The 24615-nt window shown below is 73.1% G+C and carries 23 protein-coding genes and 2 pseudogenes; 11 read left to right on the top strand and 14 right to left on the bottom strand.

The features are described from left to right. Positions 1 to 10 precede the first annotated feature (10 nt). A complete protein-coding gene (fdhD, locus tag ABT288_RS07870; RefSeq protein WP_351603897.1) occupies positions 11 to 847 on the bottom strand; it encodes a formate dehydrogenase accessory sulfurtransferase FdhD in 837 nt (278 codons plus the stop codon). Next, positions 835 to 3138, bottom strand: coding sequence for an FdhF/YdeP family oxidoreductase (locus ABT288_RS07865; protein WP_351603895.1), 2304 nt, complete (start codon positions 3136 to 3138; stop codon positions 835 to 837). The genes fdhD and ABT288_RS07865 overlap by 13 nt, the downstream gene beginning before the upstream one ends. A gap of 311 nt (positions 3139 to 3449) precedes the next feature. Between ABT288_RS07865 and ABT288_RS50140 the strand changes: the two genes are divergently transcribed. From ABT288_RS50140 to ABT288_RS50130, 3 genes and pseudogenes are all read left to right on the top strand, one after another. After that, positions 3450 to 3701, top strand: a complete 252-nt coding sequence (locus ABT288_RS50140; RefSeq protein ID WP_451334413.1) for a hypothetical protein — start codon at positions 3450 to 3452, stop codon at positions 3699 to 3701. Between the two features lie 25 nt (positions 3702 to 3726). Further along, a pseudogene (locus tag ABT288_RS50135) lies at positions 3727 to 4011 on the top strand (molybdopterin-binding protein); the annotation flags it as partial. 130 nt (positions 4012 to 4141) lie between these two features. After that, on the top strand, positions 4142 to 4345 hold the full coding sequence (locus tag ABT288_RS50130) for a hypothetical protein (RefSeq protein ID WP_451334414.1): 204 nt from the start codon (positions 4142 to 4144) through the stop codon (positions 4343 to 4345). A gap of 220 nt (positions 4346 to 4565) precedes the next feature. Here ABT288_RS50130 and ABT288_RS07855 read toward each other — a convergent pair whose 3' ends face one another. The 3 genes from ABT288_RS07855 to ABT288_RS07845 form a co-directional block, all read right to left on the bottom strand. After that, entirely contained in the window at positions 4566 to 4949 is a 384-nt protein-coding gene (locus ABT288_RS07855) for an NUDIX hydrolase (RefSeq protein WP_351603893.1), read from the bottom strand. Between the two features lie 129 nt (positions 4950 to 5078). After that, positions 5079 to 5960, bottom strand: a complete 882-nt coding sequence (locus tag ABT288_RS07850) for a YegS/Rv2252/BmrU family lipid kinase (protein WP_351603891.1) — start codon at positions 5958 to 5960, stop codon at positions 5079 to 5081. Between the two features lie 54 nt (positions 5961 to 6014). Then, positions 6015 to 7607: an FAD-binding oxidoreductase gene (locus ABT288_RS07845; protein WP_351603889.1), complete on the bottom strand. Its 1593-nt coding sequence runs from the start codon at positions 7605 to 7607 to the stop codon at positions 6015 to 6017. Positions 7608 to 7728: 121 nt separating this feature from the next. Here ABT288_RS07845 and ABT288_RS07840 point away from each other — a divergent pair, with 121 nt between their 5' ends. Further along, on the top strand, positions 7729 to 8328 hold the full coding sequence (locus ABT288_RS07840) for a TetR/AcrR family transcriptional regulator (RefSeq protein ID WP_351603887.1): 600 nt from the start codon (positions 7729 to 7731) through the stop codon (positions 8326 to 8328). After that, complete coding sequence (locus ABT288_RS07835; protein ID WP_351603885.1) at positions 8325 to 9908, top strand: glycerol-3-phosphate dehydrogenase/oxidase; 1584 nt, start codon at positions 8325 to 8327, stop codon at positions 9906 to 9908. The genes ABT288_RS07840 and ABT288_RS07835 overlap by 4 nt, the downstream gene beginning before the upstream one ends. 129 nt (positions 9909 to 10037) lie before the next feature. Here the strand turns inward: ABT288_RS07835 and ABT288_RS07830 are convergent, their stop codons facing one another. Next, entirely contained in the window at positions 10038 to 11483 is a 1446-nt protein-coding gene (locus ABT288_RS07830) for a WGR domain-containing protein (RefSeq protein WP_351603883.1), read from the bottom strand. Between the two features lie 124 nt (positions 11484 to 11607). Then, a complete protein-coding gene (locus tag ABT288_RS07825) occupies positions 11608 to 12948 on the bottom strand; it encodes an alpha/beta fold hydrolase (RefSeq protein ID WP_351603881.1) in 1341 nt (446 codons plus the stop codon). 66 nt (positions 12949 to 13014) lie between these two features. Here ABT288_RS07825 and ABT288_RS07820 point away from each other — a divergent pair, with 66 nt between their 5' ends. Further along, positions 13015 to 13665 carry a TetR-like C-terminal domain-containing protein gene (locus ABT288_RS07820; protein WP_351603879.1) on the top strand — a complete coding sequence of 217 codons (651 nt, stop codon included), beginning with the start codon at positions 13015 to 13017 and terminating at the stop codon, positions 13663 to 13665. Positions 13666 to 13726: 61 nt separating this feature from the next. Here the strand turns inward: ABT288_RS07820 and ABT288_RS50125 are convergent, their stop codons facing one another. The 6 genes and pseudogenes from ABT288_RS50125 to ABT288_RS50120 form a co-directional block, all read right to left on the bottom strand. After that, positions 13727 to 13900, bottom strand: a complete 174-nt coding sequence (locus ABT288_RS50125) for a hypothetical protein (protein ID WP_502972734.1) — start codon at positions 13898 to 13900, stop codon at positions 13727 to 13729. A gap of 68 nt (positions 13901 to 13968) precedes the next feature. Further along, positions 13969 to 14163 (bottom strand): FG-GAP repeat domain-containing protein, encoded by a 195-nt coding sequence (locus tag ABT288_RS07810; RefSeq protein ID WP_351603996.1) that lies wholly within the window; start codon positions 14161 to 14163, stop codon positions 13969 to 13971. Between the two features lie 267 nt (positions 14164 to 14430). Next, positions 14431 to 15120, bottom strand: a complete 690-nt coding sequence (locus ABT288_RS07805) for a DUF6882 domain-containing protein (RefSeq protein WP_351603877.1) — start codon at positions 15118 to 15120, stop codon at positions 14431 to 14433. Positions 15121 to 15241: 121 nt separating this feature from the next. Then, a complete protein-coding gene (locus tag ABT288_RS07800) occupies positions 15242 to 16210 on the bottom strand; it encodes a threo-3-hydroxy-L-aspartate ammonia-lyase (protein ID WP_351603875.1) in 969 nt (322 codons plus the stop codon). A gap of 359 nt (positions 16211 to 16569) precedes the next feature. Next, entirely contained in the window at positions 16570 to 17310 is a 741-nt protein-coding gene (locus tag ABT288_RS07795) for a VOC family protein (protein WP_351603873.1), read from the bottom strand. Positions 17311 to 17344: 34 nt separating this feature from the next. Next, positions 17345 to 17533: pseudogene (locus ABT288_RS50120) on the bottom strand (ABC transporter ATP-binding protein); the annotation flags it as partial. Between ABT288_RS50120 and ABT288_RS07790 the strand changes: the two are divergent. The 5 genes from ABT288_RS07790 to ABT288_RS07770 all read left to right on the top strand — a co-directional run bounded on the left by ABT288_RS07790 (position 17477) and on the right by ABT288_RS07770 (position 23287). Continuing rightward, positions 17477 to 17983, top strand: a complete 507-nt coding sequence (locus ABT288_RS07790; RefSeq protein ID WP_351603871.1) for a hypothetical protein — start codon at positions 17477 to 17479, stop codon at positions 17981 to 17983. The pseudogene ABT288_RS50120 and the gene ABT288_RS07790 overlap by 57 nt on opposite strands. A 691-nt stretch (positions 17984 to 18674) precedes the next feature. Continuing rightward, positions 18675 to 19475 carry an SAM-dependent methyltransferase gene (locus ABT288_RS07785; RefSeq protein WP_351603869.1) on the top strand — a complete coding sequence of 267 codons (801 nt, stop codon included), beginning with the start codon at positions 18675 to 18677 and terminating at the stop codon, positions 19473 to 19475. Between the two features lie 194 nt (positions 19476 to 19669). Beyond that, positions 19670 to 21097 carry a uracil-xanthine permease family protein gene (locus tag ABT288_RS07780; protein WP_351603867.1) on the top strand — a complete coding sequence of 476 codons (1428 nt, stop codon included), beginning with the start codon at positions 19670 to 19672 and terminating at the stop codon, positions 21095 to 21097. A 34-nt stretch (positions 21098 to 21131) separates the two neighbouring features. Then, the gene (locus ABT288_RS07775) at positions 21132 to 22580 is read left to right on the top strand and encodes an amidohydrolase family protein (protein WP_351603866.1); all 1449 of its coding nucleotides are present in this window, start codon (positions 21132 to 21134) and stop codon (positions 22578 to 22580) included. Then, the gene (locus ABT288_RS07770; RefSeq protein WP_351603864.1) at positions 22577 to 23287 is read left to right on the top strand and encodes a sulfite exporter TauE/SafE family protein; all 711 of its coding nucleotides are present in this window, start codon (positions 22577 to 22579) and stop codon (positions 23285 to 23287) included. Before ABT288_RS07775 ends, ABT288_RS07770 begins: the two co-directional genes overlap by 4 nt. Before the next feature lie 40 nt (positions 23288 to 23327). Here the strand turns inward: ABT288_RS07770 and ABT288_RS07765 are convergent, their stop codons facing one another. Continuing rightward, complete coding sequence (locus tag ABT288_RS07765) at positions 23328 to 24440, bottom strand: substrate-binding domain-containing protein (protein WP_351603863.1); 1113 nt, start codon at positions 24438 to 24440, stop codon at positions 23328 to 23330. Between the last annotated feature and the right edge of the window lie 175 nt (positions 24441 to 24615).

The following is a 24615-nucleotide window of genomic DNA, read 5'->3' as shown; positions in this document are numbered from 1 at the left end:
AGCCCTCGCGTCAGCCCACCGGCTGCGGCTGGAGTCGTTCCGCACCGGCATACACGTTCATCGATGTACCGCGCAGAAAGCCGACCAGGGTCAGCCCGCTCTCGGCCGCCAGGTCCACGGCCAGCGAGGAGGGGGCCGAGACGGCCGCCAGCAGGGGGATTCCGGCGAGCACGGCCTTCTGCACCAGCTCGAAGGAGGCGCGGCCGCTGACCATCAGCAGGGTGCCGCGCAACGGCAGCAGGTCCGAGCGCAGGGCGTGTCCGACGACCTTGTCCACGGCGTTGTGCCGGCCCACGTCCTCGCGCAGGCACAGCAGCTCGCCGTCGGCCGTGAACAGTCCGGCCGCGTGCAGGCCCCCGGTGCTGTCGAACACCTTCTGCGCCGCACGGAGCTTCTCGGGCAGGGAGGCGAGGAGCTCCGGGCCCACGCGCAGCGGGTCCTCGCCCACGGACCACCTCGTGGCCATGCGCACCGCGTCCAGGCTGGCCTTGCCGCACAGGCCGCACGAGGAGGTGGTGTAGAAGTTCCGCTCCAACGACGCGCCGGGCATGGCCACGCCCGGGGCCAGGCCGACGTCCACCACGTTGTAGGTGTTGCCCCCGTCCGCCGTGGCGCCGGCGCAGTAGCGGATGCCGGTCACGTCGCCGGCGGCACGGACGACACCCTCGCCCGCGAGGAAGCCGGCCGCGAGGTCGAAGTCGTCGCCGGGGGTGCGCATGGTCACGGTGAGGGGGCGCCCGCCGACCCGTATCTCCATCGGTTCCTCGGCTGCCAGGGTGTCCGGCCGGGCGGAGGGTACTCCGTCGCGAATCCGGAGCACCCGCCGCCGTACCGTCACTCGTCCCATGTTCCTGCTCCGCGCGTGGGCTCCAGGCGGATCAACACACCTTTGGACGTAGGGGTGTTGCTGATGTCGGCGACACTGTCCAGCGGCACCAGGACATTGGTCTCGGGGTAGTAGGAGGCCGCGGAGCCGCGGCTGGCGGGATAGGCGACGACGCGGAAGTCCTCCGCCCGGCGCTCCAGTCCGTCGTGCCAGACGGTGACCAGGTCCACCCGGTCGCGGTCGGCGAACCCGAGGGCCGCCAGGTCGGCGGGGTTGACGAGCACCACCCGGCGGGCGTTGCGGATGCCGCGGTAGCGGTCGTCCATCGCGTACGGCACGGTGTTCCACTGGTCGTGGGAGCGCAGCGTCTGCAGCAGCAGATGGCCCTCGGGGATGTGCGGCATCGTGAAGTCGTTGACGGTGAAGACCGCCTTGCCGCTCGAGGTGCGGAAGACACGCTGGTTGACCGGGTTGGGCAGCCGGAACCCGCCGGGCCCGGCGACCCGGGCGTTGAAGTCCTCGAAGTCCGGTACGACGCGGGAGATGCGGTCGCGGACGGCGGCGTAGTCCGCCTCGAACTCCTCCCAGGGGATGGCGGGTTCGTCGCCGAGGGTGCGGCGGGCCAGCCGGCTGATGATCGCGACCTCGCTGAGCAGGTGCGGGGAGGCCGGCGCCAGGCGGCCGCGGGAGGCGTGCACCTCGCTCATGGAGTCCTCGACGGTGATGAACTGCTCGCCGGACGCCTGGATATCGCGGTCGCTGCGGCCGAGCGTGGGCAGGATGAGGGCGGTGTCACCGCAGACCGTGTGGGAACGGTTGAGCTTGGTGGAGATGTGCGCGGTGAGCCGGCACCGCCGCATCGCCTCTTCGGTGACATGACTGTCGGGGGTGGCCCGGACGAAGTTGCCGGCGACGCCGAGGAAGAGCTTCGCGGTGCCGTCGCGCATGGCCCGGATGCCGTCGACCGAGTCCAGTCCGTGCTTCGCGGGCGGGGTGAAGCCGAACTCGCGGCCCAGGGCGTCGAGGAACGTCTGGGGCATGCGCTCCCAGATGCCCATCGTACGGTCGCCCTGGACGTTGCTGTGCCCGCGCACCGGACACACGCCCGCGCCCGGCCGGCCGATGTTGCCGCGCAGCAGCAGGAAGTTGACGACCTCGCGGATGGTGGGGACGCCGTGCTTGTGCTGGGTGAGGCCCATGGCCCAGCAGACGATGATCTTTCCGCTGCGCAGGACTCGGTCGTGGACGGCCTCGATCTCGTCGCGGCTCAGCCCGGTCGCGGCGAGGACGTCCTCCCAGGCGATCTTCCGGGCGTGGTCGGCGAAGTCGGCGAAGCCGGTGGTGTGGGCGCTGATGAAGGCGTGGTCGAGTACGGTGCCCGGGCGCTCGTCCTCGGCCTCCAGCAGCAGCCGGTTGAGCGCCTGGAACAGGGCGAGGTCGCCACCTGGGCGGATCTGCAGGAACTGGTCGGCCATGGCCGTGCCCCGGCCGATCACTCCGCGTGCCTTCTGCGGATGCCTGAAGCGGATGAGTCCGGCCTCCGGCAGCGGGTTCACCGCGATGACCTTGCCGCCGTTGCGCTTGGTCTCCTCCAGCGCGGTGAGCATCCGCGGATGGTTGGTGCCCGGGTTCTGTCCGACGACGAAGACGAGGTCCGCGGTGTGGATGTCGTCCAGGGAGACGCTGCCCTTGCCGATGCCCAGGGTCTCCATCAGCGCGGAACCGCTGGACTCGTGGCACATGTTGGAGCAGTCCGGGAGGTTGTTGGTGCCGTAGGCGCGGGCGAAGAGCTGCAGCAGGAAGGCGGCCTCGTTGTTCAGCCGGCCGGAGGTGTAGAACAGGGCCTCGTCCGGGGAGTCCAGCCGGCGGAGCTCCCCGGCGAGCACGTCGAGCGCCTCGTCCCAGGCGATCGGTTCGTAGTGCTCGGCGCCGGGCCGCTTGATCACGGGTTCGGTCAGCCGGCCCTGCTGGTTGAGCCAGTAGTCGGACCTGGCTCCGAGTTCGGCGATCGAGTGCTCGCGGAAGAACTCGGCGGTGACCCGGCGCGAGGTGGCTTCGTCGGTGATGTGCTTGGCGCCGTTCTCGCAGTATTCGTTGCGGTGCCGCTTGCCCGGCGCGGGCTCGGGCCAGGCGCATCCCGGGCAGTCGAAGCCCTTGACCTGGTTGATGTTCAGCAGGGTCAGGGCGGTGCGTCGTACGGTCGTCTGCCCCAGCGAGTACTCCAGTGCGTGCGTCACCGCCGGAACACCGGTCGCCCAGCGTTTGGGCGGGGTGACCGACAGATCGTCGACGGGGTCCTCGATACCGCTCATGATCCGGTCCGCCTCTTTCTCCGATGGGCACTGCGGGGCAGCATCCGCCTCCTTCGAAAGGCACGTCAAAGTGGTGTTTTCGATGGCGTGATAAGCGCGGGTTATCAGATGGGGGGCGCCTGTCCAGACAGACGGGGCCTCTTTGACTTCGTCGGACGGCTCACCAATGATGCCCCGCATTCCGGCATCCCGGACGCACCCGGCCGACGGCACGACACCCTCAGCGAGGCGCTGCGCCATGCGCTGGCCGAACCGCTCCTCGCGCTCACCGACCTGCCGCCGTTCGCGACCGCCGCGATGGACGGCTGGCCGTGGCCGGACCGGGCCCGTGGCGGCTCGGCGACGCCTGTGTCCTGGCCGGACGGGAGCCGGGGCCGCTCGCGCCGGACGCGGCCGTTCCCCTCGCCACCGGCGCCCCGGTGCCGCCCGGCGCGACCGCCGTACTGCGGCGCGAGCACGGCGAGGCGGACTCCGGGCCGGGCCTGCTGTACGACCGCTCCCCTGCGCCGGTGCCCGAAGGCCGCGACATCCGGCCACGCGGCCAGGAGTGCCGCGACCGGTGAGCCGCTGCTGCCCTCCGGCACCACAGTGACCGAGCGGGTGCTGGGCCTGGCGGCCGCCGCCGGCTACGACCGGCTGACGCTGCACCGCCGGCCCGGCGTCGAACTGCTGGTTCTCGGGGACGAGTTGCTCCAGCAGGGCGTGCCGCGCGGCGGGCGGGTCCGTGACGCGCTCGGGCCGCTGCTGCCGCCGTGGCTGCACGCCTGCGGTGCCGAGCTGATCGGCCATCGTCTGCTCGCCGACGACGTCTCCGCTCGCCGGGAGGCCGTGCGCCGCTCGCCCGCCGACGTCGTGGTCACGACGGGGAGCGCCGCCGCCGGACCGGTGGACTTCCTGCACGACACGCTCCGGGTGGTGGGCGCCCGGCTGCTCGTGGACTCCGCTGGCCGAGCCGCTGCTGCGCCGCCTCGGCGGGCACTCCGGCACCGAGCCGGACCGGCGGGTGGCCGGCTCCGCGCTGCCCGGGCATTCGCACGACACCCGGCTGCTGCCGGTGTTCACCGCGGGACAGGAGGTGACGCCGCTGCCGTTCGACGGCCCGGCGATGCTGCGCGGCCTCGCCCCGGCGGACAGCCTCGCGGTGGTCCCACCGGGAGGCGCGCCGGCCGGCACCGGAGTGGACGTGATGGACCTGCCCGGCCGGTGAGCCGGTCCTGCCGCCACGACCGACGAACGAGAGCACAGCCGGCCCTCACCCACGACAGAGCCGTGCGGCGTGCCGGGCCCGTCGGCGCCGGCGTCGGCGTGACGGGATGCGCCATCTGCGTGCCACGCCGGTCGTCGGCCGGGGGGGGTGAGTGCCGGACCGTCCGCCTCCGTCACGGGCGGCGGCTCACCTTCGCGGTGCGGGCTGACCGGCAGGCCCGTCACACCGGCGTGTGTCCCCGGAGGTACTCGCGTACGGCTGCCGGGAGTGCGACCTCGGTGGTCTCGGGAATCGCCGCCCAGCGCACCTGCTCGGGTGCGAGAGCGGCCCCGTCCGAGGGGGACTCGCTCAGCAGTTGGCACACCACCGCCGCCGCCGACGCACCGTCTGCCTGCGGACCGTGGCGCTGGGCCAGGGACTCCGTGCCGTCCACGAGGTATCCGGTGAGTTCGTAGACGACGCGCGCCGCGGTGGCCTCGGCCGACTCGGCCGGTTGGGGAGTACCGGACGGCAGGGCCCAGCCGTGGCCATCCGCCACGAGCAGCAGTCGTCCGTCGTACAGGACGACCGCCTGCACCACGCCCTCGGCGGGCTCCAGCGTCATGTGCGACCAACCCCTCCCCGGCGCCCTCGGCCCGGTTCCCTTCCCTTACCCAAGGCGGGCCGGTCCTGCACCGATGCGGTGTCACTTCTCGGTCCGGGTCAGGAATTCCCGTGCCGCGGCCGCGCGGGGTCAGTACAGCACCGGCAGGTCTCCGGGTCGTACCCGCAGCGTGACGGGCAGGGTGGCGTCGACCTCGCCGTCGGCACCGTAGGGGACGGGGCGGTTCGCCTCGATGCGCAGTTCCCTGCCGCGCAGCACGCGCACCTCGGGGCGGTGCACATGTCCGCCCGTCTTCAGCTCGTTCATCAGGGTGAAGAACAGCCGGCGCGGTGCCTCGCGGATCATCACGACGTCCAGCAGGCCGTCGTCGACGCGTGCGTCGGGGGCGATGAGCCGACCGGAGCCGTAGTAGGGGGAGTTGGCCGCTACGACGGTGTAGCCGCGGTGGGTGTGTTCCTCGCCGTCGACGGTGACGCGGTAGTCGGCCGCGCGCCAGGTGGTGACGGCACGCAGGCCGCCCGCGTAGTAGGAGGCGGAGCCGCGCAGCAGCCGGGCGTGGTTGGCGTGCCGGTTGGCCACCGCGTCCACGCCGGCGTAGACGCTGCCCAGGACGACGGTGCGCGGGTGGACGGCCGACTCCACCTCGATGGTGTCGACCGGCCGTGGTTCGGCGTGCAGCAGGATGTCGGCGAGTGCGGCGGGGTCGGCGGGCAGTCTCAGGGCGCGGGCGAAGTCGTTGCCGCGTCCGGCGGGCACCAGGCCGAGGACGGTTCCGGTGCCGCTGAGTGCGCCGCCGATGCCGCCGGCGATGCCGTCGCCGCCGACGGCCAGGACGATCCGGCCGTGTTCGCCGGCGCGGCGGGCGATGTCCTGGGCGTGGGCGAGGCTGTTGCTGTACTCCGTCTCCAGCTCGGCTCCGGCCTCGCGCAGCAGCCGGGCCAGGTGCAGCAGTGTCGCCGCCCCGGTGGAGCCGCCCGCGGTGGGGTTGACGACGGCGGTGAACTGTCGCATCGGTGTGCCTCCGAAGCAGGCGGATCGGGTGGGGTCGGTCAGCGGATCGGTGGGTCAGTCGGTGGGGAGCAGGACACCGGGGTTGAGCAGGCCCTCCGGGTCCAGGCGGCGCTTGACGGCACGCAGGGCCGAGATGCCGAGCCGTCCGGCCTCGCGGACGTACCAGTCGCGGTGGTCGGTGCCGACTCCATGGTGGTGGGAGATGGTGCCTCCGGCCGCCAGTACGGCCTCGTTGGCCGCGTGCTTGGCGGGCGTCCAGTGGGCCACCGGGTCCTCGCCCTGGGCGCTGACGACCGTGAAGTACAGCGAGGCGCCGTTCTCGTAGACGTGGGAGATGTGGCACATGACCAGGGGCGGGGTGCCGGCCTCGGTGAGGGTGTCGGTGAGGGCGGTGCGTACGGCCGTGTAGAGGTCGGGGATGCAGGACCAGAAGGCGGCGGTCTCGAGGGTTTCGGCGAAGGCGCCGACGTCGAGCAGCGCGTCGCGCAGGTATGGCGCCGAGTAGCGGCCGTGGGCCCAGCGTTCGCCCGGTTCGGCGCCGAGGAGGGTGCCGCCGCAGGCGGTGAGGACGGCCGCCGCCTGCTCCCGGCGCTGTGCGGTGTCCTCGGCCGTGCCCTCGTAGCCGGTGATGGCGAGACAGCCGGCCGCGCTCTGCGCCGAGTCGCCGCCGATGGCGTCGGGCTGGGCCAGGCCGATGAGGGTCTCGGTCTCGTCGGACAGCCGCAGCACGGTCGGCCGGGGTCCGTCCTGGGCGAGCCTGCGCAGCGCGGCGGCGCCCTCCTCGAAGGAGGCGAACCGCCAGCCCTCGTAGACGCGCACCTGCGGCAGCGGACGGATCCGTACGGTGACGGAGGTGATGACGCCGAAGGCGCCCTCGGAGCCGAGGATCAGCTGGCGCAGGTCGGGGCCGGCGGCGGAGCGCGGGGCGCGGCCGGTCTCGATGGTGCCCTCGGGCGTGGCGAGGGTCAGGCCGAGGACCATCTCGTCGAAGCGGCCGTACCCGGCGGACGCCTGGCCGCTGGAGCGGGCGGCCGCGAAGCCGCCGATGGTGGCCCACTCGAAGGACTGCGGGAAGTGGCCGAGGGTGAAGCCCTGTTCGGCGAGCAGGGCTTCGGCGTCGGGGGCGCGCAGTCCCGGCTGGAGCACGGCGGTGCGCGAGACGGGATCGAGGTCGAGCAGGCCGTTCATGCGGCGCAGGTCCAGGGCGATGAACGCGGTGCGCTGGGGGGCGAGTCCGCCGACGACCGAGGTGCCGCCGCCGAAGGGAACGACGGCGAGGCCGTGGGCGGCGCAGGCGCGCAGGACGGCGAGGACCTCGTCGTGGGAGGCGGGCAGGACCACGGCCTGCGGGACGTCCGCGAAGTCCCCGGCGCGGATGCGCAGCAGGTCGGGGGTGGACTTGCCGCGGGTGTGCCGGATGCGGCTGTCGCTGTCGGTGCGGACGTGGTCTTCGTCGCCGACGGCCTCGGCGAGCGCCTTGAGCGCGGCCGGGGAGGCCGTGGTGGCGGGCAGTTCGATGTCCTCGAGGGTGAGGGCGGGGGTGGTGCGGGGCTTGACGCCGAGCAGGTCGCGGAGCAGTCCGGTCACCGAGTCGGGCAGCGGTGCCGCCTTGGCCGGGTCGCCCCAGCCGTTCCACAGCATGTCCATTGAACGGTCGTCCTCACAGGTCGGTGTGCTCGGTGTCCTCGGTTCACGCGACGGCCGGCGGGCCGCCCCCGGGGTGACGGTGTCTGCTGCGCCCGACCCCCGGGGCGTTACACTGTGACACATGACGCCTATTCGTCACAACGGTTCGGACAACGATCATGTGCTCGACGCGGTGCGCGACTGTGTGCTCGCCGTCGGGGTCCGCCGCACCACCCTCGCCGACGTGGCCCGCCGCGCCGGTGTCTCGCGGATGACGCTGTACCGGCGCTGGCCGGATCTGCGGACCCTGGTGGGCGATCTGATGACCCGCGAGTGGATCGACGTGGCCACCCGGGCGATCCCCGAGCCCGCCTCGCGCACGGACACCCGCACCCGGATCGTGGACGGACTGGTGGCGGGCGTCGAGGCCTTCCGTGCGCACCCGCTCTTCCGCAAGATCGTCGACGTCGATCCGGAACTGCTGCTGCCCTATGTGCTCGACCGGCGCGGAGCGAGCCAGGAGGCACTGCTGACGCTGCTGGCCGACGGTCTGCGCGACGGCCACGCGGACGGCTCCGTGCGCCCCGGGCATGTCGAACGACAGGCCCGCGCCCTGCTGTTGACCGTGCAGTCCTTCACCCTGTCCCTGCGCACGATGACCGACGAGGACGATCCGGAGCTCGACTCCGCCGCCTTCCTCGGCGAGTTGCGCACCCTCCTGGAGAGGACCCTCACGCCATGAGCCACACCAGGGCCGACGCCGGCTCGTCCCTCAGCGCACACCGCCGTGGCCGCGAACTGGCCGAGGCCACCGACGGCAGGGTCGCCGACGTCCTGGTCGTCGGGCTCGGTGCCACCGGCGCCGGAGCCGCGCTGGACGCGGCGGCCCGCGGCCTTGACGTGGTCGCCGTGGACGCCCACGACCTGGCCTTCGGCACCTCCCGCTGGAGTTCGAAGCTGATCCACGGCGGGCTGCGCTATCTGGCCTCCGCGCAGTTCGACGTGGCGCACGAGAGCGCGGTCGAACGCGGGGTGCTGATGACGCGGACCGCCCCGCATCTGGTGGCCGCGCAGCCGTTCGTCCTGCCGCTGACCCCGCTGGTGTCCCGGGCCCAGGCCTCGCTGGCGTGGGCCGGGTTCCGGGCCGGGGACATGCTGCGGCTGGCCGCCCGGACCCCACGCCGGATCCTGCCCGCCCCGCGCCGGCTGTCGGCGACGGAAGCCCGGCACCTGGCGCCCACGGTGCGCTCGGCCGCACTGCGCGGCGGACTGCTGTCCTGGGACGGCAAAGTGACCGACGACGCCCGGCTGGTCACCGCCCTGGCCAGGACGGCCGCCGCGCAGGGCGCCCGGGTGCTCACCCGGGTCAGGGTGCTGGAGCTGACCGGCAGCGGCGCCCGGATCCGTGACGAACTCACCGGCGAGGAGGGTGAGATCAAGGCCCGCGCGGTCATCAACGCGTCCGGGGTGTGGGCGGGCGACCTCGTCGAGGGCATCCGGATCCGGCCCTCCCGCGGCACCCATCTGGTCCTGCGCTCCGAGCGGCTCGGCACCCTGCCGGCCGGCCTGCACATCCCCATCCCCGGCGAGACGAACCGCTTTGTGCTGGTCCTGCCACAGGGCGACGGCCGGGTGTACGTCGGTCTCACCGACGAGCCGGTCGAGGGCGGCATCCCGGACGTCCCGGAGGTACCCGAGACCGACATCGGCTTCCTTCTCGACGTCCTCGGCTCGGTCCTGGACACGCCGGTGACCCGGGAGGAGGTCGTCGGCGCCTTCGCCGGACTGCGGCCCCTGCTGGACGCCTCCGGGCACGACGGCCACGACGGCTCGTCCGCCCGCACCTCCGACATCTCCCGCCGGCACGCGGTGCTGACGTCTCCCGACGGCGTCACCACGATCGTCGGCGGCAAGCTCACCACCTACCGGCGGATGGCCCAGGACGCCGTGGACGCCGCGACCGCCGCCCGGGGCCTGCCCGCCGCGCCCTCCCCCACCGCCGCGCTGCCCCTGGTCGGCGCCGCCGCACCCGGCCGGCTGCGCAACCTTTCCGCGCCCCCGCGTCTCGTCCGCCGCTACGGCACCGAGGCGGAGGCCGTCCACTCCCTCGCGGCCGAGGATCCCGCGCTGGCCGAGCGGGTCCTGCCCGGTCACCCGGTCACCCGCGCGGAACTGCTGTGGGCGGTCCGGCACGAGGGCGCACTGGACGAGTCGGACCTCCTGGACCGCCGTACCCGCATCGGACTGGTGCCGGAGGATCGCGCCGAGGTGCTCTCGGTGGCGCGGGAGGTGCTGGCGCAGGCGGCGAGCGCACGACCCTGAGGCGCACGCCCAGCTGTGCCGGTCGGCACACGAAACACCTCACGGTCCCTGCCTGGCGGGGAGTTGACGACGGAGGCGACTGTTGTGCGGTCCCGGACTCCGGGCGGCCGCCCGGAGCCGGGGAGGGCGTCACAGCAGGCGGCGGATGTCGCCGCGGACGCGGTAGAAGCCGCCGGCCGCCGGGTGCAGGGCGTCCACGACGTAGCGGGCGCCCGGCCTGCGTATCGCCCGCGGGAACTGGACGTTCCAGGAGGTGTCGTAGCCCTCGGACACCACGTGGACCCGGAGTCGGCCGCTTTCCTGCACGCACTCGACCACGACGGCTCCGGCGGGAGCCTGCGCGACGGTGGCCACCTCGGCCACGGCGGTGGCGGGTTGGTAGGTGGGCAGGGCCGCGGCGAGCTTGACGTCCCGTGCGACCGGGACCGTGCCCTGCTCGGCCGCGGCGATGGCCGTCTCGCTCGCGTCGACGCACACCAGTGAGCCGTCGGTGGTCACCAGGTACAGCCGCTCGTCGCGGTACTGCATCGACAGCGCCGAGCCGCCGCCCGTGCCGAGCTTCCACAGACGCGTGCCGTCCTGGTCGAAGCAGTAGACGGACGAAGCGGCGTCCCCGGCGAAGACGAACCGCCCGCCCGGGGAGGTCGCGCACGAATACACCGCGTTGTCACAACGGTATGTCGCCTCGATGGCCCCGGTCGCCTTCGACAGCCGCTGGACCACGTGGTGGTGGGTGCCCGCGTAGACGGCGGCGTCCTCCTGCCAGCCGAAGAGGACGCTGCCGTTGGTGTCCCTGTGCCACAACTCGCCGCTGCCGTCGGGCGCGTAGGCGGTGACGCCCCGCTGGTGGCCGTGGTAGGCGGCGCGGTCGTCGGCGCGGATCATCCAGGCGTGCCCGCCCTGGCTGCGGCGGGCCCACTGGTGTTCGTCCTCGTGGTCGATGACGGTGAGCCGGCCGTCGCGGTCCGACACGTTCAGGATGCCCTCGTGGATGTCCAGCCAGAAGATGTCGACGTCGGAGGCGATGTCGTACGCGGCGAACGGCAGCTTGGAGGAGAGGTCGTAAACCTTGCCGTCGTCGCAGCCCGCGTAGATCCAGAAGTCGTCGGCGACCAGGCACTTCACCCCGTCCGGCAGGCTGAACCGGGAGAGGACGGCGCCGTCGTGGCCCAGGGTGTAGACGTCACCCGCCTGGTTGCCGACCCAGCAGTGGTCGTCGTCGACATGGATGCCGAAGGCGGCCGAGCCGGTGCGGAACCGCCACAGCACGGGCGCGACCGCCCGCGCGGTGGACGGGGCCGAGCTGACCTGACGCCGGGTCACCGGGCGCGGGGCGCGCTGCCCCTGGACGGCCGGGGCATATCCCTTGCGGACCTTCTCCCCCACCTTCTTCGCGGCGGCCGCCCTGGCCTTCTCGGCGGTCGGGAAGGTCGTCGTCTGGATCTGCCCGGCGGCGCCGATCCTGCCGTACCGCACCGTCACCACTGTGCCGTCGACGGTCACTTCGTAGAACTTGTGGGCGCCGCCGCCCTCCTGCGACAACTCCAGATACGTCGTCGACACCGCGGACGTCATGGCAGACCCCTCCCCAGGGCGGACCCGCGGCCTTTCCCGCAGGTCCTCACTGATCAAACCGTAAGGGCCACCACTGACAACGGCCGGAGTGCCGTGGTGCGGCCGGGCGGACCGGCGGCCGGCCTCACTTCCCGGTGCTCAGGAAGGCCGGTATGTCCGCACGGGTCGGGTAGTTCGGAAGGGGTGCCCGTGCACCCTGGAGGAACGCGGTGATGACGGCCGCGGCTCGTTCGTTGTTGTCGTCGAGGCCGTTCCACAGGTGATGTCCGACCCCGGGCAGGTACTGGGTGCGCTCGACGGCGGGATCGGTGGCCAGGACGGCGGTCTCCCACCGGCGGACCTGGGAGGAGCACTCGGCGATCATCAGCATCGCGGGGGTCCGGGAGCGCCGCAGTCGGGGGGCCAGGGACGCCGAGTCCTTGACCGTCTGCTGGATGCGGAGACTGGCGGCGGGGCTGAAGGAGAAGTTCTCCGCCGTGTCCTCCACCGGGATGCGATGGGCGTCGCGCGCGCAGTAGGCGGAGGCGGTGTCGCCGCCGAGGTCGGCGGCGGTGAACGCGTTGTCGCCCTCGGCCTGGCCGATCAGACCGTTGCCGGGGCTGAGGAGCCCGAGACGCATCAGCCCGAACGCGACGGCGTACCGCGGGACATGGGTCGATCGCGGCCCCGTCGGGGACGGAGCGAGGCCGCGCGCTGAGGGGCGTCCGGTGTGCCCGGTGAGTCGCGCCGTGGGGCCGTCCATCGGGCCCGGCTCGGCGATGACCGCCCGGTGCAGGCGCCCGGCGACACGCGGGTCGGCCAGCCCCCGGGTGAGGACGACCGCGCCCGCGGAGAAGCCGAGGACGTCGACTCGGCCCCGGCCCAGGCGGTCGACGAAGGCACCGAGGTCGCGCACCGACCTGGCGATCGTGTACCGGCTCATCGGAAGCAGGTCGCTGCGTCCGCCACCGGCCTGCTCGTAGGCGTAGACGTCGTAGCCCTTGCGCGCCAGGAGACGCAGGAAGCGGTGGTCCAGCAGCGAGATGCCGCGCATCGGGCCGCCGTTGAGATAGACCAGCGGGACGGGGTGCCGGGCGCCGGAGTCGCGGGGTGGGTAGTGGTAGACCGCGACCCTGCTGCCCGTCGAGAGCTTCCAGTGCTGGGCGGTCACGAAGGGCAGCGCGGGCGGGTACCGCCGGGCCGTCGGGACGGTCGGGATGCAGACCGACGCCGTCAACGCGGCTGCGAGAGCCACCGGCAGGAAGGGAACGAGCCGGGCGGGCCCGGTGCGGCGCCCGCCGCGCCGGAGCGCGACGGCCGTCCCGGCCACGACCACCGTCCCCCACGCGGCCAGACCCCCGCCGGCCCCGTCGGTCAGCACGAGCATCGCGAGGAAGACGGCGACCAGGCCCGCGATGGCGGCGGTGACCACCAGTAAGCGTCCGACGGCACGCACCGGCCGCGGAGCGGATGCGGATATGGACATGGAGAGCCCCCAGAGTTTCAGAACGGCGTTTCAAAACGACGTTATCAAACTCGCTAGACTGATCCCATGGGACGGCCGAGAACGAACGACGAGTCAGTCGGGGAACGACTGGTGGCGTGCGCGACCGAACTGCTGGCCACCGGCACGCGCGAGTCACTGACCGTGCGCGCCGTCGCCGCGGCGGCAGGCACGTCGACCACGGCGGTCTACTCGCTGTTCGGCGGCAAGGACGGACTGATCGTCGAGGTACGGGACAGAGCCGTCGCCGGGCTGCACCAGCACCTCTCGGCGGTGCCGGTCTCGGCGGATCCCCTCTCCGACCTCCACGCGCTGGCCGTCGCGTACCGACGGTGGGGACGCGAGCACCCTCGGCTGTACGCGGTCCTGTTCGGCGGAGTGCAGTCGTTCGACCCGTCGGGCCCGGTCGGCACCGCCGACCCCGTCCGACCGCTGCTCGCGGCGATCGACCGTGCGTCGACGGCATCCGTACTCACCGGGGAGGCGACCCGGATCGCCCTCTCGCTGTGGGTGACGCTGCACGGCCTGGTGATGCTCGAACTGGCCGGCGCCCTCGACGCCACCACGGCGGAGATCACGTTCCGGTCGACGATCGATGCCACGCTGCGCGGCTGGATGACCCCTGCCGCGTTCCGCAGACACAGGGGGCCCGGGCCGTCCGGCACCGACTCCGGGATGCGGGAGTGCCCCGGTCAGTGATGACGACGTCGTGGAGGCGGTACGGCGGCACGGACACTGCGCCTCCGTCGGCGTCGGCAGGTCATGACGCGGGAGTCGTCGACTTCAGCTCCGCGTCGGCCCGGTTCGCGCGCCCCTGTATGGCGGCGCACGCGGCGAGCAAAGGCGGCATCCGGTCGATGACGCTCGCCGGCACCACCGAGTACACCCGGCGGTGCCGGCGGGCTGAGCAGGGGCCGGATGCTGCATCGCTCATGAGGCCGTTCGACCCGGCCAGGGGATGTGGGCCCGCACCAAGGGGTGCCCTCCGGTGCGGGCCGCCGGTCAGGAAAGGGGGCGGCCGGACCAGCCCGAGCCGACGCGGACCCGGCTGCCCAAGGTGCCGTGGCCGGTGGCCGGGTTCAGCCAGGCCACGCCGTCGGAGCCGGCCGAGAGCAGGTCGGCCCTGCCGTCGCCGTTGAGGTCGCCGGTGCCGAGCACCTGGCGGTAGGACTTGCCCCGGTCGCGGACGACCAGCACACGGTCGGCGAGCTTGCCGGTGCCGGTGCCGTGCTGGCGCCACAGCTCGCCGGAGCCGTCGAGGGCCGGCCGTCGCCGCGCCCGTCGCCGTCGAGGTCCCCGGCGCCGATCACCCGGGAGCAGGTCCTGGACATCGCCTCCGCGGTCGCGCCGGCCTTGCGCTCCAAGATGCGGGAGCGGTACGTGGTTCCCTCCGCGGAGACGGAGCCGCCGCCGTCGCGTGGCCGGTCGTCGGGATTCCATCCCCCCATGCCTGCGCAGCCGGCGTCAGGGCAGCACCTTGACCCCGACGCCCGCGATCCGGCCGGCCGCGTCGAAGTCGACCTCGACGGCGTTGCCGCCCGGCAGGTCGGCGACGATCCGGCCGGCCTCGTCGCGCCGGGGCAGGCCGTGGTAGTCGAAGTAGCCGGTCACCACGTGCCGTGACGAGCGGCCGATGAGCCCGGCTCCGGTGAGCAGGGTCCTGGGCAGGCTCACGGGGTCGACTCCGGCGCGCGGGACCTGCGGGTCGTCGGGAAGGAAGTAGACCTGGGTGCCACCGCCCGCGGGCACGCCTATGTAGCCGGGTGCTCCCGCCACTCCCATGCCGGTGAAGGCGAGCATCTCCGCCGCGCGCCGCGGATCGGCGAACCCGGACAGGTGCAGGACCTCCTCGGTCAGTTCGGCGATGCCGTGGTCCCGTCCGTACCGCTCGACCGCGCCGGTCGCGGCCACCACCTCGGCGCCCCGCAGTCCGGGGTTGGCCCAACCCCACATCCAGGACTGCTCGGTCATGTCGTACGTGCCCAGCACGGCGACGCGCAGGGTCACGTGTCCCTGCCGGTAGAGACAGGACGACAGCTCGGCGCTCCACGGCCCCTCGGGCAGGAACGCGGTCAGGGCCTCCAACTGCGCGGCACCCCAGGCGGCGTGCCGTTCGGCCTCCAGCAGGAAGGCGTCGCTGAACTCACTCGTCATGGCTCGACCCTAGGGGATCCCCGCGCCGGGGTGTCGGCCAGGTCCCACCGGCCTTGCGTGGCGCGCCGTACATCTGCGTGTGCAACCGGGGGGCTTGGCTCGTGTCGCGTGGTAACGCCCCTCATCCGCCGACGAGTTCGGCAAACCGACCGGTGTCGATGTTGCCACCGGAGGCGATGATGCCGATGCGGGGCGGGAGGTTGTCGACGCGGCCGGCCAGGAGTGCGGCCAGGCCGGTGGCGCCGCTGGGCTCGAGGACGATCTTCAGACGCTCGAAGGCGAAGCGCATGGCGGTGACGATCTCCGCGTCGCTGACGAGGGCGATGGCGTCGACCAGGCGTCGGTTGATCTCGAAGGTGAGCTCGCCGGGCGTGGGCAGGGCCTGCCCGTCGGCGATGGTCCGGGGCACGGGCAGGGTGACGCGGGCGCCGCTCTCCAGGGAGCGCTTGGTGTCGTCCCCTTCTTCCGGCTCCACGCCGATGACCCGGATGCCGGGGTGCAGGGCCTTGGCGGCGGTGGCGCTGCCGGCGATCAGCCCGCCGCCTCCGACCGGCACGAGCAGCGCGTCGAGCGGGCCGGTCTCGTCGAGGAGTTCGAGGGTCGCGGTGCCCTGTCCGGCGATGACATGGGGGTGGTCGTAGGGCGGGATGAGGGCCAGGCCGCGGTCCTCGGCCAGCGCCGTACCGAGGGCGGTGCGATCCTCGGTGTAGCGGTCGTAGGTGACGATCTCGGCGCCGTATCCGGCGGTCGCCTCCCGCTTGAGGCGCGGGGCGTCCTCGGGCATCAGGATGACGGCACTGGTGCCGAGTTCGCGGGCGGCCAGGGCGGTGGCCTGGGCGTGGTTGCCGGAGGAGTAGGCGGCGATGCCCTTGGCCAGCTGGTCCGGGGAGAGCTGGGCGGCCGCGTTGTAGGCGCCGCGGAACTTGAAGGCGCCGACGCGCTGGAAGTTCTCGCACTTGATGAACACCTCGGCGCCCACGAGGGCGTTCAGGGTGCGCGAGGTGACGACGGGGGTGCGGTGGGCGACGCCTTCGAGGCGTGCGGCGGCCGCACGGACGTGGTCGAACGTTACGGGCGAATCGGGGGCCATGGCGGTCTCTCTTCCCTTCCGTCGTACCACGTGGTTTCAGCCGAGCGTCACGCAGGACGGCATCCGGAGTGCTTGGACTGATTTTCCATTCCTGGACAGGAACTCTAAGGAAACCGATGCCCGTCTGTCCAGGGAACGGCCGGACGGGCGTCGGACGGAAGGTGTGCACGCAGCTGACTTCTCTCGGGGTTTCCCGGCCGTGGTGTGACGTGCGTGAGTCCGGGCCCGCCGCCGCACCGGACATCGACCAACTTCAGCGGCGCGTCGTGAAGTTCGAGAGGCCGCAGCGCAACCCACTCGGGGGGCATGGCGCACGAGCAGACAGAGCTCAGGTGCCGGGGTGTCGTCGAGGCTCCGCGTCAAGAGCGGGCGAGAACGCAGAACTCGTGGCCTTCCGGGTCAGCCATGCACTTCCACGGGACGTCACCCTGGCCGACGTCGAGGTCGGTGGCGCCGAGGGCCCGCAGCCGGGTCACCTCCGCCTCCTGATCGTCACCGGGGCACGGCACCAGGTCGAGATGGACGCGGTCCGGCACGGTCTTCACTCCGGGCGTGCGGAGGAACTCGAGATACGGGCCGACACCCTTGGCGGAGCGCAACACAGCATGAGCGTCGGTAACCTCGTGCAGGGTCCAGTCCATCGCCCGGTCCCAGAACCGGGCCATGGCCCGCGGATCCGCACAGTCGACCACCACCCGGGCGATCGGGCCGGTGTCCCGGTACCTCTCCCGAGGCTCCAGCACACAGAACTCGTTGCCCTCCGGGTCGGCGAGAACCGTCCATGGCACTGTGCCCTGGCCCACGCGGGCGGGCGTCGCACCGAGAGACCGGAGGCGCGCGACCAACTCCGCCTGATGGGCCGCAGAGGTGGTGGCGAGATCCAGATGCACACGGTTCTTTGCCGTTGTCCCGGGTTCCGGGACGGCGATGACGTCGACGCAGACGGTGACCGGGTCCAGCCAGTCGAAACCGGCGGGGAGAACGGCGGTCGCGCCGCCTCCCGACCTGGAAACACCCCAGCCGAGCGCCTCCCCCCAGAACCGGCCGACCGCCGCGTCATCAAGAGCCTTGATGTTCACCTGAACAGGTCGCAGTGTCATGCCGGCGATCCTATGCACGCTGCAACGACCTGAGTGACGTCAGCTCGTCCAGGATGAGCAGGGGGTACGGCGGTACAGCGCGCGCCCGCGGGCCAGGCGCGGCCACTGTCCGCCGGACAGCTCGGCGCTCCCGAAGTTCTCGCGTGGCGAGCGCGGTGCCGAGCCCGTGGGGAAGCCGCTCGACCGCCTCGCGCATGCCGATCGCGTCGACGGCCTCCCGGACCGCCGTCATGGGTACGGGCCGCCCGCCGTCCCAGAGGACCCGGCCACTTGTCGGCACGGAGTCGACGCCCTGGCCTGCACGACCCCCAACTACCGGGAGTTCATGAGCGGGTTCACCGACTGGGTGCGGACCGTGGCCGGCAGCGAGGACGCCGCCGGCTTCCGCTCCCGGGTCACCGATCCGGAGAACGCGTCGATGGGGCAGAGCCTCGCCTTCAAGCCCAGCTACAAGTCCGGTTACTGCCTGGCCGTCCGCCCCGCCGGCGAGGCACAGCGGTACGCCGAACGCCGCTTCCCGCACAAGCCGGCCAAGGAGGTCTCCGGCGGGTGGCGGGCTCCCGCGCGACGGAGCGCGGACTCCTCCGGCGGGCCCGAGCGGCAGCGACGAGCACCGGCCGAGCCGGGGCGGGAGAGCTGGAAGGGCGGGGAACGACCCGAGCGCATGGATTAACCGTTCCCCGCCCCCGGCGCGTCGCCCGCCTCGTCACGGACACGGAGGGACGACCCGCGACCGGTCGGACGAAGCTTCGACTCACCGATCTTGTTCCGACCATCCGACACCGACGACGCACAGGCCAGCCGAACGAGCCGCCCGGGTGACGGCCGCCCGGTGCACGGGCGGTCCCGGCCCGTGAGATGCGTCCCGCGCACGGAGACGCGCCCGACCCGCGAGGTGCGTCCGATGCGCAGGGCAGGCCGGCCGAGTGCCGCACGCGGCCCGGGCGGGGGCGCGGGGCAGATCCGGCCGCGTGAGACACGCCCAGGGCGCGGGGCAGGCCGGTGTGAGACACACCCGGGTCAGGTACGGGGCGAGCACGGGTGAGCCCCACCCGGCCCTTCAGGGGGAACGCCGGGCACCACCCGGCATGTGCGTGGCCCGGCGCGGGGACGACTCCGTGCGAACACGACCCGGCGCGAACCCGTCCCGCCCCGGACACCACCCGGCCGGCCCTTCCTGGATCACCGCGACCCACCGGGTGCCCTCGACCAGGGACGCCGGGCGAGCTGTGGGGCGTGCGCGGCCGCCGGGATCGCCTCCTCAGCTCCGGGAACTCCGTGCGCGCTACCGGTAGTTGATATGGGAAGCTTTGGCCAACCGTTTGCGGGACCGAGGCCGTGACGGTCGTGGAGAGGAGCACAGCGTGACTCAGGACGGCGGCCGGGCCGTGCACATCGACACCAGCAAGCCGCATCCCGCACGGATCTACGACTACCTCCTGGGCGGCAAGGACAACTACGAGGTGGACCAACTGGCGGGCGACCAACTGGCCGCGGCGGCACCCGAGGTGTGGATCTCCGTACGGGCCAACCGCTCCTTTCTGCACCGTGCGGTCCGGTACGTGATAGGCAGTGGCGTCCGCCAGATCCTCGACGTCGGCACCGGGCTGCCCACCTCGCCGAACGTGCACGAGGTCGCCCAGGAAGCGGCTCCGGACGCGCGCGTCGCCTATGTCGACAACGATCCGATCGTGAAGGCCCACGGCGACGCGCTGCTCAGCCGGGCCGGCACCACCAGCATCGTGCTCGCCGACCTGCGCGATCCGCAGTCCGTCATCGATCACCCCGAGGTCCGGCGGATCATCGATTTCGACCAGCCGGTCGCCCTGTTCCTCGTCGCGATCCTGCACTTCATCCGCGACGCGGAGGAGCCCGAGCGGATCGTGGCCACCCTGCGCGACGCGCTCCCGGCCGGCAGCTTCCTGGTGCTCTCGCATGCGACGGGCGACTTCGCCGACGACCGCAGCGAGGCCGAGGCCGTCTACAACAGCGCGACCGCCACCATGAACCTTCGGTCCCGCGACCGGGTCGCGCGGTTCTTCGACGGGTTCGAACTGGTCGAGCCCGGCCTGACCCAGGTCCCGTTCTGGCGCCCGGACTCCACTCCGCCGCCCGGCTCCGAAGCGATCGGCTTCTACGGAGGCGTGGCCCGCAAGAACGCCTGAATCCGGGATCCCGGGCGGAGGCATCGAGTAGTCCCGCCCGTACCCACAGTGTCCCGTTCACCGGTCACCCCCTTGACCCACCCCCCGTCGACGCCCTCATACTGACGGCCGAATCGATGCGGCCAAATCGATTTGGCCGCCGTCCCGGCCGGATCGTCGAGGCCTGAGCCGAGCGAGCCGAACGGAGCCCGCGCGTGTCCAGTCCCGTACATCCTGTCGACCCCACCCCCGTACCGTCCGCAGATCCCTCCTCCGTACCGTCCGCCGGCCCCGGTGCCGTGCACCCCGTCGACGAGTCCCGCCCCCTCGGGCGGATCCTGCTCTTCGGCATCCAGCACGTACTCGTCATGGCGGCCACACCGATCTCCGCGGTCTTCCTGATGAGCGCCACCCTCCGGCTCAGCCCGGTCATCACCGTCGACCTGCTCTCGGCGGCTCTGCTGCTGTCCGGGATCGGCTCGCTCGTCCAGTCCCTCGGCCCCTGGAAGTTCGGGCCGCGGCTGCCGTTCGTGATGCTGCCGGGCGGTGCGCCGCTGATCCTGTTCCTGTCGATCGCGCAAGCCCACGGGCTGCGCACGGCGACCGGCGCCGTGCTGCTGACCTCCGCCTTCACCTTCCTGGTGCTGCCGCTGTTCGCACGGCTGCTGCGGTTCTTCCCGCCGCTGGTCATCGGCACGATGATCGTGATCGTCGGGGTCAACCTGGTGAAGGTCGGCGCGCTGCTCGTCACCGGGCAGCCCGGTACGCCGGGCTTCGCGGACCCGGTACGGCTGGGGCTCGCCTTCGCCACCATCGGCCTGATCGTCGTCTTCACCCGGCTGCTGCGCGGGGTCCTGCGGCAACTCGCCGTACTGCTCGGCCTCGCGGCCGGCACCGCCCTCGCCCTCGCCCTCGGCCAGGTCCACCCGGGCTCCGCACTGTCCGGTCAACTGGTCGGCGTACCCAGGCCGTTGCCGTTCGGCACGCCCGTCTTCGACCTGCTCGCCGCGCTGCCGCTGATGCTGTACAGCCTCGCGTCCATGGCGGAGGCGACCGGGCAGACCGTCATCAACGCCGAGGCGGTCGGCAAGGACCTCGACGTCCGCACCGACGTGCCGTGCACGGTGCGCGGCGACGCGCTGACCTCGCTGCTCGGCGGCTGCTTCGGGCTGCCGTTGATGGTGACCAGCGGGGAGAACATCGGCATCGTCCGGGTCACCGGCGTGCGCAGCCGGTACGTCACGGCCGCCGCGGGTCTGGTCCTCGTCGTCCTCGGCTTCGTGCCCCCCGTCGCGCGGGCGATCAGTGTGATGCCCTCGGCCGTGGTCGGGGGCGCCGCGATGGTCGTCTTCGCGGTGATCGCCGTACTCGGCGCGCAGATGCTCGGCCGGGCCCGGCTGGAGGACCACACGGCCACGGTGACCTGCGCCGTGGCGCTCGCGCTGGGGCTGCTGCCGATCCTGGTTCCCGGGGTGTACGCCGGGTTCCCGTCCGACGTGCGGATCGTGCTGGAGAGCGGCGTGGCGGTGGGCGCCCTCGTCGCCGCCGTCCTCAACGTCGTCTTCCACCACCTGGGGCGGCGCACCGCGGACCCCGCTGCCGCCGTGCCGGCCGAGGCGCCGAGTCCGGCCGCCCGTGCCTGAACTCCCGCACAGCCACCTCGAACCACGGAGAACCATGACCGACCTGACCCCCGACCGGCTCCGCCACGGCGCGCTGCTGCTGGTCCCCGACGTGACGCTGACTCCCGACGGCCCGCTGGAGCTCCAGGCCGTGGTGGTGCGGGACGGCGTGTTCCGTGACGTCGGCCCGGTCGAGCGGATCGTCCGGACCCATCCGTCGCTGACCCCGCTCCGGCTGCCCGGGCACGCGCTGCTGCCGGGCTTCGTCGACGCCCACCACCATCTGACGCAGAGCTTCGGCGGCGCCCTCGCCTTCGGGGAGCCGTCGGAGATCTTCCGCCGCGTGTGGGTGCCGCTGGAGCGCGCCCTGGACGAGGAGTCGGCCTACGTCGCCGCGAAACTGGCCGCGCTGGAGTCCCTGCGGGGCGGTTTCACGACCGTCGCCGAGTCGGGGACCCGGGCCTCGGTGGACGTGGACGTGGTGGCCTCGGCCGCGCGGGACGCGGGGATCCGCTGTGTGCTGGGGCTCGTCTGCGACGACATCTCGGACGGCACCGGAGCCGACGCGGATCCGCAGACGGTGCTCGCCGCGGCCGAGAAGCACCTGGCGCGCTACGGCGGTGACGACCTGGTCCGTCCCTCGCTCGCCGTGTCCGTGCCGGAGGCCGCGACGGCGCACACGCTGGCCGCGACGGCACGGCTCGCCGCCGACGCGGGCACGGTCGTACAGATCCATGTGAACGAGCACCTCGTCGCCGTCGAGCGCTCACTGGTCCGGCACGGACTGCGGCCCCTGGAGCATCTGCGCCATGTGGGCGCCCTGGGCCCGCAGTTGCTGGCCGCGCACGCGACGCTGCTCACCCCCGTCGAGGTCACGCTGCTGGCGGACAGCGGCGCCGCGGTGAGCTACAACCCGGTGGCCAGCGCGTGGAAGGGCAACGCCGTCGCCCCGGCGACCGCCTTCGCCGAGCGCGGCATCCGGTTCGGGCTGGGCACCGACGGCACCCGGGGTGACGGCTTCCGGCTCACGGACGCGGCGGAGTTCGCTCAGCGGCTCACCTACGGCCTGGCCAGCGGGGACTCCTCCTGCGGCGCCGGCTGGACGTGGTGGGAGCGGGCCACGGCGGGCGGCGCGGACGCGGTCGGACTCGGCCGGCACACGGGACGGATCGTGCCCGGCGCCGCCGCGGACTTCCTCCTGGCCGACCTCGACCGGCCGGAGATGCGGCCGTCCTGGGACCTGCCGTGGGAACTGGTGCGGCGCGGCAACCGGGACCAGCTCACCGCCGTGTTCGTCGCCGGCCGCCTGCGCCTGTGGCGCGGCTGGCCGCCGGACTGGGACGGACCGGCACTGGTCCGCCGGGCCGCCGAGCTGGCCCCGCAGGTGGTACGGCGCGCCGGGGTGACACGGGCCCATCCGACGTCGGTGGCGGCACGGCAGCGGGCGGCGGCGCACACCGAGGCGGCGGGAGGGGACATGTCCTGTCCCGGTGACCGGCGATGAGCGGCGGCACCCTGGCGGTGCTGGCGGTGACCGTCGCGGCGGCCGCGTTCGTGCAGGGGGCCAGCGGCCTCGGGTTCGCGCTGATCGTGGCCCCGGTCGCGGGGCTGCTCGATCCGGGGCTGCTGCCCGTGTTCGTGCTGACCGCGATGATCCCGCTCAACCTGTACGTCGCGTGGCGTGAACGGCACAGTCTCGATCTGCGCGGCGCCGGCTGGATCACGGCGGCGCGGCTTGCGGCGACCCCGGCGGGGCTGTCGCTGCTGTGGGCGATCCCGGCAGGCTCTCTCGGTGCCGTGGTCGGCGCGGCGACGGTCCTGGCGGCCGTGGTGAGCCTCGTCGTGCCCTCGTTCGTGCCGGGGCGCGGTGCCTATCTGGGCGCCGGTGTCGTCACCGGGCTGACCGAGACCGCGACCGGCGTGGGCGGCCCGCCTCTCGCGCTCGTCTACCAGCACCGGCCGCCCGGCGAGCTGCGGGCCACGGTCGCCGCCTGCTTTCTGGTGGGTGAAGTCGCCTCCCTGGCCCTGCTGTTCGTCACCGGGCGGGGCCGTCCGGCGGACATGGGCTGGGCGCTCCTGCTGCTGCCCGCGCTCGCGGCGGGAGCCTGGCTCAGCCGCCTGGTGCACCGGCGCCTCGACGCGAGGAGGATGCGCGCCTTCGTCCTCGTCTTCGCCCTGGTGTCGGGGGTGGCGCTCATGGCAGGGACGTGACCCTGACGGCTCGTCGGCCGTTCCGGAAAAGCGTCCTCTTCTACTCCGTTCCCGGGCGCGTCCCGTCCGAGGCGGTAGGCGGACGTCGCAGGGACGAGGCGCGCGGGACGAGCCGGGGTACGGCGGCGGCCGGTACCTCGTCCCCCGCTTCCGCCGGCCCGGTTTCCGTCGGCCCGGCTGCCGCGTCCGCGGCCGGTCGCGTGCCCAGCCGGGCGAGCAGCAGTTCCACCGCGTCCGCGGCGGCCCGGTCCAGGCCCAGGTCGACGGCGGTGAGCGGGGGTTCGCAGGTGCGGGCGCGCAGCCCGTCGTACCGGGTGACGACCATGACGTCGTCGGGGATCCGGCGCCCCGCGTCCCGCAGCGCCCGTACGGCGCCGACCGCGAAGGCGTCGACGAGCACGCACAGCGCGTCGATGCCGGGGTGCTCCGCGAGGAGCGCGGCGCACCGGTCGTACCCCGCCTGCTCGCCGCCCTCCTCCGGCGCGGTGGCGACGACGGCCGGCCAGCCGTACGCGGCGGCGATCCGTTCGTAGGCGGCGCGGGCGTCGACCGCGGAGTGCCGGGTGCCCGCGCCGACGATGAGCGCCGGGCTGCGGGCGCCCTGGTCGCGCAGGTGGTCCAGGAGCAGTTCCACCACCCTGCCGCCGTGCAGGTCCACGTAGGGGGCGTCGTCGTCGGGTGCCGTGGGCCGGCCCAGCGCGACGTACGGCAGTCCGCGCTCGCGCAGTTGGGCCACGGCGGCGTCGTCCGACGCCGGTTCGACCACGATCGCGCCGTCGATGTCGACGGAGTAGAGCGCGGAGCCCGACTGCACCGGCGGGATCAGCACCAGGGCGTAGCCGTGGACGAGGGCCCGCTCGGCCGCGGCGGCGGCCACCTCCATGTAGAAGCCGAGCCGGGAGGGGCCGCCGGCCACCGCGAACGGCATCGAGGAGGCCAGCGCGATGGCCTTGGCCTGGCCCCGGCGCAGCCGCTGGGCGCGCAGGTTGGGCCGGTACCCCAGCTCGGCGGCGATCTTCTTGATGCGTTCGCGGGTGCGCGGGTCGACCTTGCCGATGCCGTTGAGGGCGTGGGACACCGTGGTGCGCGACACCGACGCCGCCGCGGCGACGTCGGCGATCGTGGGCCGACGAGCGCCGTGCGAGGTGGTCATGGGCCCATCTTCGCAACCTCCACCGCGCCGGGGCCAGCGCCCCCTGCCACCGGGACCTCACCGAACGCATCCGTCGCGCTCACGTGCTGTGCACGGCCGTGTACACGATGGAGACGCACCGGCCGGATGCACCGAAGCGGTCCCGGGACCCAGCTCATGCCGTCGGGCCGGCAGG

Origin of the sequence: Streptomyces sp. NPDC001093 (assembly GCF_040298985.1) — a bacterium.
GTDB lineage: Bacteria > Actinomycetota > Actinomycetes > Streptomycetales > Streptomycetaceae > Streptomyces.
The sequence above is the reverse complement of the archived record's forward strand: the minus strand, read 5'-3'. Positions and strand labels throughout refer to the sequence as shown.